The 13,704-nt window shown below is 43.9% G+C and carries 15 protein-coding genes; all 15 read right to left on the bottom strand.

Annotated features, from left to right (window positions below):
• Nucleotides 1-14: 14 nt before the first annotated feature.
• The gene (locus PHV44_02270) at nt 15-500 is read right to left on the bottom strand and encodes an Lrp/AsnC family transcriptional regulator (GenBank protein MDD5592109.1); all 486 of its coding nucleotides are present in this window, start codon (nt 498-500) and stop codon (nt 15-17) included.
• A 122-nt stretch (nt 501-622) separates the two neighbouring features.
• Nucleotides 623-1,339, bottom strand: a complete 717-nt coding sequence (locus tag PHV44_02265) for an NAD+ synthase (protein ID MDD5592108.1) — start codon at nt 1,337-1,339, stop codon at nt 623-625.
• A 127-nt stretch (nt 1,340-1,466) separates the two neighbouring features.
• A complete protein-coding gene (locus PHV44_02260; GenBank protein MDD5592107.1) occupies nt 1,467-2,135 on the bottom strand; it encodes a DUF47 family protein in 669 nt (222 codons plus the stop codon).
• Between the two features lie 2 nt (nt 2,136-2,137).
• Entirely contained in the window at nt 2,138-3,124 is a 987-nt protein-coding gene (locus PHV44_02255) for an inorganic phosphate transporter (GenBank protein ID MDD5592106.1), read from the bottom strand.
• A 75-nt stretch (nt 3,125-3,199) separates the two neighbouring features.
• Nucleotides 3,200-3,868 carry a phosphate signaling complex protein PhoU gene (phoU, locus tag PHV44_02250; GenBank protein MDD5592105.1) on the bottom strand — a complete coding sequence of 223 codons (669 nt, stop codon included), beginning with the start codon at nt 3,866-3,868 and terminating at the stop codon, nt 3,200-3,202.
• 73 nt (nt 3,869-3,941) lie between these two features.
• Nucleotides 3,942-4,745 (bottom strand): phosphate ABC transporter ATP-binding protein PstB, encoded by an 804-nt coding sequence (gene pstB, locus PHV44_02245; GenBank protein MDD5592104.1) that lies wholly within the window; start codon nt 4,743-4,745, stop codon nt 3,942-3,944.
• Between the two features lie 134 nt (nt 4,746-4,879).
• The gene (locus PHV44_02240) at nt 4,880-5,626 is read right to left on the bottom strand and encodes a phosphate ABC transporter ATP-binding protein (protein ID MDD5592103.1); all 747 of its coding nucleotides are present in this window, start codon (nt 5,624-5,626) and stop codon (nt 4,880-4,882) included.
• On the bottom strand, nt 5,620-6,468 hold the full coding sequence (pstA, locus tag PHV44_02235; protein ID MDD5592102.1) for a phosphate ABC transporter permease PstA: 849 nt from the start codon (nt 6,466-6,468) through the stop codon (nt 5,620-5,622). The genes PHV44_02240 and pstA overlap by 7 nt, the downstream gene beginning before the upstream one ends.
• Nucleotides 6,465-7,331: a phosphate ABC transporter permease subunit PstC gene (pstC, locus tag PHV44_02230; GenBank protein ID MDD5592101.1), complete on the bottom strand. Its 867-nt coding sequence runs from the start codon at nt 7,329-7,331 to the stop codon at nt 6,465-6,467. Before pstC ends, pstA begins: the two co-directional genes overlap by 4 nt.
• 87 nt (nt 7,332-7,418) lie before the next feature.
• Nucleotides 7,419-8,273, bottom strand: a complete 855-nt coding sequence (locus PHV44_02225; GenBank protein MDD5592100.1) for a phosphate ABC transporter substrate-binding protein — start codon at nt 8,271-8,273, stop codon at nt 7,419-7,421.
• Nucleotides 8,274-8,404: 131 nt separating this feature from the next.
• Nucleotides 8,405-9,058: a DUF2490 domain-containing protein gene (locus PHV44_02220; protein ID MDD5592099.1), complete on the bottom strand. Its 654-nt coding sequence runs from the start codon at nt 9,056-9,058 to the stop codon at nt 8,405-8,407.
• 197 nt (nt 9,059-9,255) lie between these two features.
• Nucleotides 9,256-10,371: an ATP-binding protein gene (locus tag PHV44_02215; GenBank protein ID MDD5592098.1), complete on the bottom strand. Its 1,116-nt coding sequence runs from the start codon at nt 10,369-10,371 to the stop codon at nt 9,256-9,258.
• A 66-nt stretch (nt 10,372-10,437) separates the two neighbouring features.
• Nucleotides 10,438-11,133, bottom strand: coding sequence for a response regulator transcription factor (locus PHV44_02210; GenBank protein MDD5592097.1), 696 nt, complete (start codon nt 11,131-11,133; stop codon nt 10,438-10,440).
• Complete coding sequence (locus tag PHV44_02205) at nt 11,130-11,801, bottom strand: hypothetical protein (GenBank protein MDD5592096.1); 672 nt, start codon at nt 11,799-11,801, stop codon at nt 11,130-11,132. The genes PHV44_02210 and PHV44_02205 overlap by 4 nt, the downstream gene beginning before the upstream one ends.
• Complete coding sequence (mnmG, locus tag PHV44_02200) at nt 11,794-13,692, bottom strand: tRNA uridine-5-carboxymethylaminomethyl(34) synthesis enzyme MnmG (protein ID MDD5592095.1); 1,899 nt, start codon at nt 13,690-13,692, stop codon at nt 11,794-11,796. The genes PHV44_02205 and mnmG overlap by 8 nt, the downstream gene beginning before the upstream one ends.
• Between the last annotated feature and the right edge of the window lie 12 nt (nt 13,693-13,704).

The following is a 13,704-nucleotide window of genomic DNA, read 5'->3' as shown; positions in this document are numbered from 1 at the left end:
ATAAACTCAATAAACTAATACGATATTGCTATTCTTTTATTCTCTTCTCTATGTTTTAAAATCACGCCGTCTTCCTTGTATTTTTTTAAGAGGAAATGCGTGGTTGTCCCCTTGATATTCTCTAATGGAGCCAGTTTTTCCGCTATAAATCGGGAAACAGTATGCAGGTCAGGGCCTTCGACAATCAATAATAAATCATAGGTGCCGGAAATCAGATAACAACTGGAAACTTCGGGAAACGAATATATCCGTTCGGCAACCTTATCAAAACCTACGTCTTTCTGCGGGGCAATATTGACTTCTATCAGGGCGCGGACCTCGGAATTCGTATCCTTGATTAACTCTCTGTTAATTACTGTCTTATACTTTAATATCACCCCTTCTTTCTCATATTTCTTTATGGCTTCCTTTATTTTCTGAGGACTCTTTTTGAGCATCTTGGCAATATCTTCCGCCGTGGTGCGCGCGTCCTTCTGTAATATCTCTAATATCTCATCCATTTTCGCCTCCATTTTAAAAGTTACATAGTATCAGGGTATCAAAGTGTCATAGTGTCAAAGTGTTATCTTTTAAGCTTTTTCTTTGATACATTGATACTTGACACAATGACACTAACTTAGCTCTAAACATAGCATATACGAGGCCCCTGCCTCTTATGTTGGGAACGTTTAACCATATCTTGGACCTTATTCACTTTACTTGCCGGAAGCGCCTGTCTTCTTTTATGCTCAAGGCGCTCTAATATATCGTCTAATTCCGGGTAGGTTATGCCCATTTCGCCTTCGTCAGTCTGGCCGGGCCAAAGCCCTGCAGTAGGCGGTTTACTGATTATAGACAGAGGAATCCCGAATTCCCCGGCTAATTTCCTCACCTGTGTCTTTAATAAATCCCCTATGGGTAATATATCTACGCCGCCATCTCCGTATTTTGTAAAGTACCCCGCCGCAAGTTCCGATTTATTCCCTGTGCCGCAAACCAGATAATTAAATTTATTGGCAAAATAATATAAAATTGTCATGCGTAAACGCGGCCTCAGATTCGCTAAGGGCAGCCCGCCTGCCTGAGGCAGGATTTTCCACAGATTATCGTATACCTTAGTCAGGTCAATGGTCTTAGTCTTAATGCCCATCCACTTAGCCACCAAGCGCGCGTCTTTTAAATCCTGCGCCTGGCTATGACAAGGTAAAAGCAGGGCCAAAACCCCCTTCTTACCGACTGCTTCTTTTGCCAAGGCCGCTACTACTGCTGAATCCAGGCCGCCGGAAAGGCCCATCACCATACCCTTTGCGCCTGAATCTTTTAATTGCTTTTTCAGCCAGGAAATAATCTTCTTTTTCATATGGCTTGAATTATATCATTTAAAGAATACAGGGTCAAGAAAACATTAGGGACGGTTCTCAATACAATCGGAGAAGTGTCCCTAAAAAGGGGCACTTCTTGCTTTGGCTTAAAGAACCGTCCCTATCTTATTTTGACTTAATGGCCAAGACCTTGATGAAATCCGCTGCGTCTTCTATTTTATCCGTTACCCCTTCTAAGTATTCGGCTAACTGGTAGCACAATAAAAGCGTAGCCGGCTCAAGCTTGGCATGGATGATTGTCTCAATGAGGAGCTTTTTCTGGTCATCAGCGTCATGTTCAATGTGGTCCACAGCCTGGCAATCTTCAAGCGCCTTCTTCAGATCATTCTTGCTGATAGACTGAATAGCCTCTTTTAGTTTGGAGATGGAAGCAAAGATTAACGCTGTGGCTGAGGAGATATTGCCTAAGATATTTTCCGGTAGTTTCTGCTCAATGAACCCCAGGATCCTGGCTGCGCCGTTGGTCCAGTCGGCAATTTTATCCAGGCCTTTGACGAAATGCATCAGGTCTTCCCTATCCGGCGGAAGCAGGAGCCCTTCGGAAAGTTCATCCACCATCTTTGACCTTAATATATCTGCCTGATGCTCACTCTCCCTGACGCTCTCTATGGCTTTTGCCTTAGCGGCTAAATCCCCCTGGATAAAAGCCTCAACCGCGTCGGAGAAATACGCCACGGTCTTGTAAGTTTCTTCAACGTGCTTCTGGGCATCCAGTAATATGGACTGTTCCTCTGCCATGCCTAACCAACCTAGTATATTTCTTATCTCTTTCATCTTTAACCTCCTATTTTTACAAAAACCATTATCCCTTTAAGCACTAGAAAACTAATGATACCGGAAATAAAAGGCGTCGCCAGCCAACAGATGATTATCTCGCGCATAATGCGGACATTTAAAACCCGCACACCCCTGACTAACCCTACCCCGAAAATAGCGCCCACGATAGAGTGGCTGGTAGAAACCGGTATGCCGAAAACCGTGTAAATATGCACGTTGATGGCGCTGGCTAACTGCACCGAAAAAGCCATAATCGGTAAAAGGCGGGTTATCTGCGTGCCTATGGTCTCGATAACTTTATATCCCCAGGTAACAATACCTAAGACAATCGCAACGCCCCCTAACATTACGCTGATATGCGGCGATAATATTCCCGCGCCTACCATCACGCCTGTAGCGTTAGCCACATCATTTGCCCCCCAGGAATAAGCCACATAACAACCGCTCACGGTAATCAACGCTGCCATGGTTATCTTTATATATTTGCGGGGGATAATCCGGTAAAAAATATTTTTAAAAATCCGGTAGAAAATATAACCTAAGATAGCTGCGCCTACAGGAGTAAAAACCCAGCAGATAAATATATCTAAAAGTACTTTCCATCTAATCGGCGCGCCTATTGCCAGGCCCGCGCCTGCGACTGCGCCCACGATAGAGTGGCTGGTAGAAATGGGCATCTTCCAGTATGTCGCCAGCACCACCCAGGCGCAAGCAGCAAAGGTAGATACTAACGCTAAATAGAGCGCTAAGTTCTTACCTAACTCAGCCATCGGCACAATACCCTTGCCGATGGTCTTGGTAACATAAGACCCCTGCAAGAAAGCACCCAGGAAACCGAATATGGTAATTAAAATAATCGCCTGCTTTAGGGTGAGGACTTTTGAGCCGACTGCCGTGCCCAGGGAATTGGCGGCATCATTAGCGCCGATTGACCAGCCTACGGCAAGGCCCATTAATATGGCAAACGAAACTAATAACAGATACATTTATCCGTATTGGTTTAGTAAATTTTATTAGTTGAATTATAACACTTAAGGCAGGATAAGTAAAGGGAGAGAATTCTAGTTTAACTCTTCAGGATGATGTTTTACTACTTGCCCTTTAGCCAGATAAATAACATCTTCGGCAATATTAGTAGCGTGGTCGCATATGCGCTCCAGATAACGGGCGATTAATAACAACGGCACTGCGCGGTCTACGGTTTTGGCATCATGCGCCATATAGTCATTAATCAATTCGCCCTGGACTAAATCGCGTAATCTATCCGCCTCTGAATCGGAAAGTACCACTTTCTTGGCGAGTTCTGCGTCCTTTTTTAAAAAGGCGTCTATAGAATCACATACCATATTCTGGGCGATACCGGATAATTTAGGTATATCAAGTAACGGTTTTAATAACGGCTTATCTACCAGTTCTATCACCCGCTGGGCGATATCAACGGCCAAATCCGCCATCCGTTCAAGTTCAGCATTTATTTTCATACCGGTAGTAATAAACCTCAAGTCTCCGGCCATAGGCTGATGCCGGGCAATCAGGTCAATGCAGCGCTCATCAACCAGAAGCTCCAGCCCGTCTATCTTAGCGTCTTTATCAATGACTTCCTGGGCCTCATTTTTATCACGATTTTTTAAGGCCTCTATGGACTTGTAGATTGCCTCCTGAGTCAAAACGCCCATCCTTAAGATTTCTTCGCGTAATTCTTTTAATTCTTCGTCAAAGTACCTTTCCATTGAAATTTCCCCTTTCTTTTATTATCTGGAATTTCATCCCGAGCCACCATCTATTACAAATTGCGGCGAGGGATTATCCGTACCTCCCCGTAATATAATCCTCGGTGCGCCTGTCTTTGGGATTGGTAAAAATATCTTCGGTCCTGCCGGACTCTATCAATTCGCCTAAAAGCATAAACCCCGTTTCATCAGAAACGCGCGCTGCCTGCTGCATATTATGGGTAACTATTATTATAGTATAATTATTCCTAAGCTCACGCATTAATTCTTCGATCCTGGCGGTAGCCTGGGGGTCCAGGGCAGAACAGGGTTCATCCATCAATAATATGCCGGGTTTAACGGCTATGAGGCGGGCAATACAAAGCCTCTGCTTCTGTTCTAATGATAACCCTAATGCCGGCTTACGGAGCTTATCTTTTAATTCCTTCCACAAGAGGACTGACCTTAAACTCTCCTCTACAATTTCATCTAATTTATCCCTGCTGATAGAGTCAGCGTGAATTCTCTCTCCAAAAACAATGTTCTCGTAAATTGAGAGAGGAAAAGGGTTAGGCCTCTGGAATACCATGCCCACTTTCTTGCGCAGGACAACCAAATCTATTTTTTCCCGCTTTTGGCGGGATCCGGCAAGCGTATTAGGAACAATAGCGGGAGAATCAATAATATCTGTGCCATCAATTAAAACTTCGCCTGAAGTACGTACGCCTTCAATCAAATCATTCATCCGGTTAAAAACCCTGAGCAGAGTTGATTTTCCACAGCCCGAAGGACCGATAATAGCTGTAATCTTATCTTCCTTAAATACCGAGTCTACATTCTTTAAAGCATGAAACCCGCTATACCAGAGATTCAGATTTTTAGTGACTATTTTGTACATATATTTTAACGTAAAACTCAAAGCGCAAGGCGTAAAGTTGAAGTGTAAAACTTAAAAATGTTTTAAACTTTGCGTTTTAGTTCTACGCTTTTCCTGCCTGCCGGCAGGCAGGCGCTTTACACTTTACGCCCTCATTATCCGAACTTTCCTAAAATATAACCCTCGGTCCTCTTATCAGAAGGAGCAGTAAAAATTCTTTCGGTCTTATCTATTTCAATAAGCTCGCCGTTTAAGAAAAATGCCGTTCTATTTCCTACTCTCGCTGCCTGTTTAACGTTATTAGTCACCAGGATTATGGTATATTTCTCTTTTAGTTTAATCATAGCGTCTTCTACTTTCGCCGTAGAAATAGGGTCAAGGCCCGAGCATGGTTCATCAAACAAGATTATCTCAGGTTCAACTGCCAGTGTCCTTGCAATACACAGGCGCTGCTGTTGGCCTCCCGAAAGTTTAAAGGCTGACTCATCCAGCCTCCCTTTCACTTCTTCAAAAAGATACGCCTGCCGTAATGCCTCCCGGACTTTTTCTTCCAGCCTTTTCTTATTTCTTTCCCCGTGCATCCTTATCCCATATGCCACATTGTCAAATATGGATAAAGGAAGCGGTAATGGCAAGGCGAATACCATACCTATTTTACGGCGCAATAATTCTATATCGAACCTGCGGATATCCTCTCTTTCAAATTCTACTGCCCCGTCCATCCTATAATTCGCATTAAGATCATTCAGGCGGTTCAAAGCCCTTAAGAGAGTAGTCTTACCGCTATTCGCCGGCCCTATTATACTCAGGATCTCATTAGATTGGATCTCCATGTTCGCCTGTTTTATGGCGTGCAATGAACCAAACCATATATTGAGGTCGTGTATCTCAAGCTTTACCATCTCTTTTTCTTTCTGAATTGATAACGTATAATTATCGCAAGTAGATTCATAAGCAGAACCAGGGTTAACAAAACCAGGGCAGTGCCATATCTTACCTTCTCATCCACATTAGGCACTTGAGTTGAAATAACATACAGGTGATAAGGTAACGCCATGGCTTGCTCAAAAATAGACTTTGGTAGTTGCGGCAGATAAAAAGCTGCCACGGTAAAAAGAATAGGCGCAGTCTCACCGGCAGCCCTGCCCAAGCCCAGGATGGTCCCGGTTAATATGCCGGGGATGGCATTAGGTAAAACAATGTGCCTGATGGTCTGCCATTTACTAGCACCCAAGGATAAACTTACTTCACGGAAAGAATGCGGAACGCTTTCTAGGGCCTCGCGCGAAGTGGTGATAATTATCGGCAGGATCATAATCCCCAAGGTCAATGAACCCGAAAGAACCGAGACCCCGAATTTAAAGAAGACTACGAATAACGCCAGGCCAAAAAGGCCGTAAACCACCGAAGGCACACCTGCTAAATTAACAATCGCCAGCTTAATCATCCGGGTGAGAAGATTATCTTTGGCGTATTCGCTTAAATATATAGCTGCCAGCAATCCAACGGGCAGGGCAAAGATAATCGCGCCCAAAACTAAATATATTGTGCCTACGATTGCCGGGAATATCCCTCCGCTACGCATACCCTGGCGCGGTATATCCGAAAGGAACTGCCAGCTTATAGCAGGCAGGCCTTTTTGAATAATAATGACTATAATTAACCCCACAGGCACGACTATTAAAAGGGTTGCCAGGAATAAAAAGAAAAAGGCGATATTTTGTACTCTATGGGAGTTCCTCATTCTTGCCTTCTATGTAGAGCTAAATCTGCGGTTACGTTAATGGCAAAACTGATGATAAATAAAACTATGCCAATAGCAAATAAAGCAAAATAATGTTCACTCCCCACTACCGCCTCACCCATCTCAGCGGCAATGGTAGCAGTTAAAGTCCTCACCGGGGCTAAAATACTCTGCGGGATAACTGCGGCATTTCCCGTAATCATCATCACTGCCATAGTTTCGCCGATAACCCTGCCGATCCCCAGCATTACCGCTGCCAGAATGCCTGAAGATGCCGCCGGTAACATCACCCGCCATATTGCCTGCCACTGCGTTGCCCCTAATGCCAGGGCGCCTTCCTTATAAGTTTTCGGTATAGAATAAAGCGCATCTTCGGCGATAGAAACTATCGTAGGCATAGCCATAAATGCCAACATTATTGAACCGGATAAGGCAGTCAGGCCGGTAGGCAAATTAAAGACATTCTTTACCCACGGCACAAGCGTCACCATGCCGATGAATCCCAGGACCACGCTTGGTATAGCAGCTAACAACTCGATCCCCGATTTAAGGGCCTCTTTAATTTTTACGGGCGCTATCTCAGCGATATAAACTGCGCAGGCGACACCAATCGGAACAGAAATAATTGCAGCGCCAAAGGTAACCAACAACGAACCAAGTATCAAAGGGAGTATCCCTAATTGCGCCGGCTCTGAAATGGGATACCAGTTTTTACCGCAAAGAAAATGAAAAGGGCTTACGGTTTTAAAAACCGCAAGCCCCTCTTTCAACAGGAACAGGAATATCAATACCACAAAAAATATTGAAGCAATGCCGCAGAGTAGAATGAGCTTCTCGATAATGAACTCCTTAATTTTACGCATTGGACACAATATGTTGTTATTCAGTGAAATCCCCCGAAGCTTTAGCGAAGGGGGATGAATTCTTTTAATTTACGCATACCTATCGGATTACCTGCTTATAGGAACGAAGTCTGTCTTCAAAACAATTGCCTGGCCTTCTTCTGAAAGACAGAAATCTATAAACTTCTTAACCAACCCCTCTCCTCGCCCATTGGTATAAAGAAACAACGGCCGGGATATCGGGTATTTACCGCTTATTACATTTTCTATAGTAGGCGCCACATATCCGGACTTCTCATCTTTTGCGACTGCAATGGCTTTCTGTCCGCTAGAGATATAACCCATACCGTAATAACCAACTGCCGCGGGGTTACCCGCTACTTCATCGGCAATGGCCTGCGAAGAAGATAATAACAATGCGGCAGGGGAAAACTCCTCTTTGGAATTCGGATCATTCCTTCTTAAAACATGCTCTTTAAAATAAACGTGCGTGCCGGAATTGACCTCGCGCGAAAGGATGACGATCTTCTTCTCTTGCCCGCCTACATCTTTCCAGTTGATAATTTTACCGGTAAAAATCCCGGCAAGCTGATCTGTGGTAAGCCTATTCACCGGGTTAGCCGGGTTTACTACCACTGCCAAACCGTCCAGCGCTACCTTAATTTCATCCGGGTTTATACCTTTTTGTTTAGCGAGAGCGATTTCCTTCTCTTTGATGTTTCTTGAACTCATGGCAATATCGCAGGTATTACTGATGAGGCTGGAGAACCCTGTGCCTGAACCTCCCCCGGTAATTGCCACGAAATCGCCTGCGTTTTTCTCCATATATTTTTCAGCCCAGGCCTGGCCTAAATTAACCATCGTATCAGAGCCTTTTATTTGTATGGAATTTTTCTGTATAGCAGCAAAGGCGGGCCTTAAGAACATGATTACGGATAAAATGATAAATATTTTTTTCAGCATATTTCCTCCCTATTTTTAAATAAAGGATATCTTATCCATATTATATCCGTGTGAGAATAATGTAAAATCTGTGTAAAATTTTCCCGTAAGGCTATTTAGAGAAGGCGGGATCCCGCCCTTAGCGGAAAAAATTAAAAGGCTATTTTTAGCTTCGTACCCAATGCATTGGCATCGGTCCATCTATCCGAACTCCTGTTGCTTTGGAGTAAATAATAGACCTCTGCTTTAACGTTCTGTGTAAAAGCCATGCTAAAGCCAGCGTAGAACCGATTACGGCTAAATGCCTTGTATTTGAAGTTTAAGAATATTTCATCCGCGAGATACGGCTGGATTGCTATTTTGGTAAATTTCCAGGGAAATTTTACGTTGAACTTGTTACGGTAGCGGCCGTAATCTGTCTGGTAGTTGAAATGCCTGTACTCAAAGCGGTTACGGTCATCAAATTTGAATCCCGCTAAATCCCACTTCAGGGTAGCATTTATATGGGGCCGGTTTTCTTCTTTAAATTTACTACCCTTCTTTTCATAAACCTGCCGATAATTTAACCCCAAGTCCAAACTCTTATTCAAACTATAAACAAACCCCGCGTCATAATGCTGATAATAGAAATCACTGGCATCGTCGCCCCAGCGGAATTCTTCTTCTAAGGTTACCTTTGATTCCTTGCTGGCCTTAAATTCCTGGTTCTCGGTATGCCATAGCTGAAAATCTCCGTCATCGTAAGCGTAAACCGGCCCGGCTATCATTAGGCTTAATCCAACCGCCGCAAGAATTTCTTTCTTCATCGTTATACTCCTTTTTAGAATGATACTTTTCCTTTAAACCGCCTAAAATACAAACTGCATATAATAGACTCAACTCAAGTAATATTTAACCTCCTTTCTTTTGATTTCTAAAAGAAGTATAAACTAAGGGCGTTAAATAAACTTATAGGATAAGTAAAAAGTAGGTAAAATTATTGGGGGGGGGTTAAATAAAGGGTTTACTTGGGGAGGGTAAAGAAGAACCCGGAGCCTAAGCCTTCGGTACTTTCTACGCCGACTGAACCGCCGTGTAATTCTACAATATGCTTTACGATGGATAGCCCCAGGCCCGTGCCGCCGAGTTCGCGCGAGCGCGCTTTATCTACGCGGTAAAAACGCTCAAAAATACGGGGGATATCTTTAGGGGGAATGCCGGTACCGGAGTCTTCTACAACAATTTTTATTTTATCCGCTGAATCCTGCTCATAAATTTTGATTGTGCCGTTTTCGCGGTTAAACTTTATGGCATTATCAATAAGATTAGTCAGGACTTGCCCGATTTTATCTTTATCTGCTTTTACTGATAAGCCAGCGGGTAAGTTATTCTCGGCTTTGATAGGGCCCTTTTTTAATTGTGATTTAAACCCGGCTAAGATGTCGTCGGTCAAATCTTTAAGATTGATTTCTTCTTTATGTAATTGCGCCTCTTGGGATTCAAGGTACGATAAATCCAGCAGGTCTCTAATAAGGATATTCAGCCGGTTGGCGTGCTCCTGGATGATCTCTAAAAAATGACGGCTATTCTTTTTGTCTTCTAACGCACCCTCAAGAAGGGTCTCCACAAAACCCTTTATGGAGGTAAGCGGGGTTTTGAGTTCATGCGATACGTTTGCCACAAAATCCGAGCGCATCTTCTCTAGTTTCCTTATCTCGGTAATATCGTGTAAGACTACTAAACATCCGTTTACAGCAGCATTTTCAAAGAGAGGCGAAGCATTAATCTGAAAAACTTTCTGGATGGGCCAGACCAGATTTAGTTCTTTTGATATAAATTCCCCTTTCTTTAGAACGTTATTTATAATTTCCGAAATGTCGTTATTGCGGATGACCTCAAGAAAAAATTTCCCTCCGGCGTCTTTCTTTATAATATTAAATATTTTCTCTATCGCGGGATTGATAGAAAGGATCCTTGATTCCTTATCAACAGCGATAACCCCCTCTGCCATGCTGCTTAAGATGGCCTGCATCTGGCTGTTTTCGCTTTCTAATTTATGGATTTTTTCATTTAACGCCGTAATCTTGGCGTTTAAGCCTTCGATTAATTTAAGGTATCGGTTGCGCTTAAAAAATATCATCCTTCTGCTCCCTCCGGTCGCTCAGGATGACCCTAAAGCGAAAGTCGAATGGGTCATATTTTAGCTTTAGTCCTCTTCTGCTTCAAATCTGTAGCCGTAATTCTTTACGGTAATAATCCGCCTGGCCTCGCTTTTTAATTTTTTGCGTAGCGTCCTGATATGCACATCTACTGTACGGGTCTCTATCTCTATGGCATGGTCAAAACCCCAGATAGTATCTAAAAGATAATCTCGGGAGAGAAATCTACCTTTAGCTTTTATAAGTACCCGCAAAAGTTCGAATTCTTTGGAAGTCAATTCTACCGGTTTTCCTTTTACGCTTACCTGAATCTTGGAAAAATCAATACTTAAATCTCCGATTTTCAAGGCCTCAGGCGGCTTTTCCTTGTCTTTCACCCGGCGTAAGACTGCCTTAATCCGGGCAATCAGCTCCCTGGGGCTAAAGGGTTTGGTAATATAATCGTCGGCGCCTAATTCCAACCCTACTACCTTATCCGATTCCTGGCTCTTAGCCGTAAGCATAATAATGGGTATAGATGCGGTCTTAATCTCTTTCTTTAGCGCCTTGCAGACCTCAAGGCCATCCATCCCGGGCAGCATTAAATCCAAAAGAATAAGGTCAGGGTGCTCCCTGTTTGCCGAATCTAAAGCATCTTCTCCGTCATAAACCGATATGGTCCTAAATCCTTCTTTCTTAAGATTATACTCCAGCATCTTGACGATATCTCTCTCGTCTTCCACAATCAGGATTTTCTCTTTCATTTTTTTTCAACCCCCTGGCAGGCGTTCACGCACACCCCGCAGACATACTGGTCAACTAAATGCTGTTTTTGGAATTCTTTTAATTTTTCAAAGCATTTCAAATAGTCAAAATCCGCAGGATTATCTTTTATGGCAGCGCAAGGGCAAACCGTAATACAAAGCCGGCAAGGCCCGCAATCCTGTTTAAGCGGCTTATCTGCTTTTAAGGGCATATCCGTCAGGATGGAAACTAAACGGAACTGGCTGCCCAATTTTTTATTTACCAAGAGGTTGTTTCTGCCTATCCAGCCTAGGCCGGCTAAAACACCCAGCCTCTTATGTGAAAGGTGGGCCTTCTGATTCTGCCAATCTAAAATCTGAGAGGCGGGTATGGGTATGGCCAGATAACCCTTAGACTGTATCCAATTACAAACTTTAAACGCTGCCTGATCCATAAAGGCATTGGCTGTGCGATAGTGGTGGAAATATAAACGCGTGGGCGCCTGCGTTATTTCTTCCAATATACCTGCGGATAACCTCACCCCCATACAGATCGCCCGGTCAAACTTATCTAAAACCTTTTTTGAAAGCGCGAACTCATCCTTTATCTTAGAAATATCCGCCACGCCAAATAAATCTACGCCCAGGCTACGGCAAAACCGTTTTGTCATCAGGTAATTTTTATACATTTGGCAAACCCCGGGCTTTAGCCCTAGGCAGGCGTAGGCTGATCTTTTTCAAATATACCATCAAAAGGGAAATGGCTACCGGGGTTACTCCGGAAATCCGCGAGGCCTGACCCAGGTTAATCGGTTTAAGATTATGCAACTTTTCTTTTATCTCCCGCGAAAGGCCGCAAATATTACCATAATCTAAATCCCGGGGTATTCTTATCTTCTCAAGGTTCTTAAAGCGCTCTACCTCACTTAATTGCCTCTGGATAAACCCAGCATATTTTACCTCTATTTCTGCCTGACGCAAAGCAGATTCCTGGATATCCAGCCCCATCCCATCAAGACCCTCTAAGTCCTTGAAACTTATCTCTGGCCTTTTTAAAATTTCCTCCAGGCTGACTACCTTTCTTATAGGCGAAGTCTTTAAATCCGCAAGACGGTTATTAACCTGCGGCGTAGGCTTAAGGTAATGCGTCTTTAATAAATTAACCGCCTGCTTTATAGCCTGCTCTTTCTCCTGGGATTTTTCGTAATCCGCCTTACTCACCAGGCCTAAATCATAGCCTGTCTTCCTCAGGCGTAAATCCGCGTTGTCTTCGCGTAAAATGAGGCGGTATTCTACGCGCGAGGTAAACATCCGATAGGGCTCGTTTGTGCCTTTGGTAGTCAAATCGTCAATTAATACCCCGATATAACTTGAGGCACGGTCTAAAATCAGCGGCTCTTTATTTTTTACCCGCAAAGCAGCATTTATACCCGCTACCAACCCCTGGGCTGCGGCTTCTTCGTAACCGGTAGTGCCGTTTATCTGTCCGGCAAGATACAGGTTCTTAATCAACTTTGTTTCTAGGGTAGGATAAAGTTGCGTGGGCTCAACTACCGTATGCTCTATGCCATAGCCGAACTTAATTACTCTGACATTTTCTAAACCCCCTATGGAATGTAAAATCTTAAGCTGCGCTTCCTCAGGCAGGCTCGTGGCTAAACCATTGGGGTAGACTTCATCGCTTTCATAACCTTCCGGTTCTAAAAATACCTGGTGCCTCTGCTTATCGCTGAATTTAACCACCTTATCTTCAATTGACGGGCAGTACCTTACGCCTGTAGCTTTAATTATGCCGGTATATAGAGGAGACTCATCCAGATTATCCCGGATAATCTTATGGGTATTATTATTGGTGTAAGTGATGTGGCAGGGGATCTGTCTTTGGGTTATTTCTTTAGTAGAAAAAGAAAAGGGGCGCGCCGGGCTATCGCCTTGCTGAACGGTTAATTGAGAAAAATTTATGGTGTTTTTATCTAAACGCGGGCAGGTGCCGGTCTTGAACCTGAGTAAATTAAACCCTAATTCTTTTAAGTTTTTTGCCAAGCCGGATGCCGCGGGCTCATCAATCCTGCCTGCGCTAAAATGATTCAGGCCTATGTGTATTAAACCGTCCAAAAAAGTCCCCGGACAAATAATCACAGTAGAAGAATTAATCTCTTCATTCTTATTCGTGAGTACTCCTCTTACAAAATTACCCTCCACGATTAAACTGCTCGCCTCCGCCTCCTTTATAAAAAGATTCTCCTGGCCCTGGAGCAACTTTTGCATATACTGCTTATATTTATTGCGGTCTATCTGCGCGCGCGATGACTGCACTGCCGCGCCTTTAGAGGCATTGAGTATGCGAAACTGTATCCCGCAGGCATCAGCTGCCTTGGCCATCTCTGCGCCCAAGGCATCGGCTTCTTTCACCAGCTGGCCCTTGCCCACGCCGCCGATAGCGGGATTACAGCTCATCAGGCCTATGGTATCGCGCTTTAAGGTTAAAATCAGCGTCTTAGCGCCCATGCGTGCGCAAGCTAAGGCTGCTTCTATGCCCGCGTGCCCTGCACCGATAACGATGACGTCATAATTATCCATTTTCTATTAGGG

It is taken from the genome of Candidatus Omnitrophota bacterium, assembly GCA_028717245.1.
Classification (GTDB): Bacteria; Omnitrophota; Gorgyraeia; order Gygaellales; family Profunditerraquicolaceae; genus JAGUYA01.
This window is presented reverse-complemented; position numbering and strand designations above follow the sequence as displayed.

What these genes read in the sequence shown, in the direction of transcription:
- PHV44_02270 (MDD5592109.1), bottom strand. Translation starts at nt 500, where the DNA reads ATGGATGAGATATTAGAGATATTACAGAAGGACGCGCGCACCACGGCG.
- PHV44_02265 (MDD5592108.1), bottom strand. Translation starts at nt 1,339, where the DNA reads ATGAAAAAGAAGATTATTTCCTGGCTGAAAAAGCAATTAAAAGATTCA.
- PHV44_02260 (MDD5592107.1), bottom strand. Translation starts at nt 2,135, where the DNA reads ATGAAAGAGATAAGAAATATACTAGGTTGGTTAGGCATGGCAGAGGAA.
- PHV44_02255 (MDD5592106.1), bottom strand. Translation starts at nt 3,124, where the DNA reads ATGTATCTGTTATTAGTTTCGTTTGCCATATTAATGGGCCTTGCCGTA.
- phoU (MDD5592105.1), bottom strand. Translation starts at nt 3,868, where the DNA reads ATGGAAAGGTACTTTGACGAAGAATTAAAAGAATTACGCGAAGAAATC.
- pstB (MDD5592104.1), bottom strand. Translation starts at nt 4,745, where the DNA reads ATGTACAAAATAGTCACTAAAAATCTGAATCTCTGGTATAGCGGGTTT.
- PHV44_02240 (MDD5592103.1), bottom strand. Translation starts at nt 5,626, where the DNA reads ATGGTAAAGCTTGAGATACACGACCTCAATATATGGTTTGGTTCATTG.
- pstA (MDD5592102.1), bottom strand. Translation starts at nt 6,468, where the DNA reads ATGAGGAACTCCCATAGAGTACAAAATATCGCCTTTTTCTTTTTATTC.
- pstC (MDD5592101.1), bottom strand. Translation starts at nt 7,331, where the DNA reads ATGCGTAAAATTAAGGAGTTCATTATCGAGAAGCTCATTCTACTCTGC.
- PHV44_02225 (MDD5592100.1), bottom strand. Translation starts at nt 8,273, where the DNA reads ATGCTGAAAAAAATATTTATCATTTTATCCGTAATCATGTTCTTAAGG.
- PHV44_02220 (MDD5592099.1), bottom strand. Translation starts at nt 9,058, where the DNA reads ATGAAGAAAGAAATTCTTGCGGCGGTTGGATTAAGCCTAATGATAGCC.
- PHV44_02215 (MDD5592098.1), bottom strand. Translation starts at nt 10,371, where the DNA reads ATGATATTTTTTAAGCGCAACCGATACCTTAAATTAATCGAAGGCTTA.
- PHV44_02210 (MDD5592097.1), bottom strand. Translation starts at nt 11,133, where the DNA reads ATGAAAGAGAAAATCCTGATTGTGGAAGACGAGAGAGATATCGTCAAG.
- PHV44_02205 (MDD5592096.1), bottom strand. Translation starts at nt 11,801, where the DNA reads ATGTATAAAAATTACCTGATGACAAAACGGTTTTGCCGTAGCCTGGGC.
- mnmG (MDD5592095.1), bottom strand. Translation starts at nt 13,692, where the DNA reads ATGGATAATTATGACGTCATCGTTATCGGTGCAGGGCACGCGGGCATA.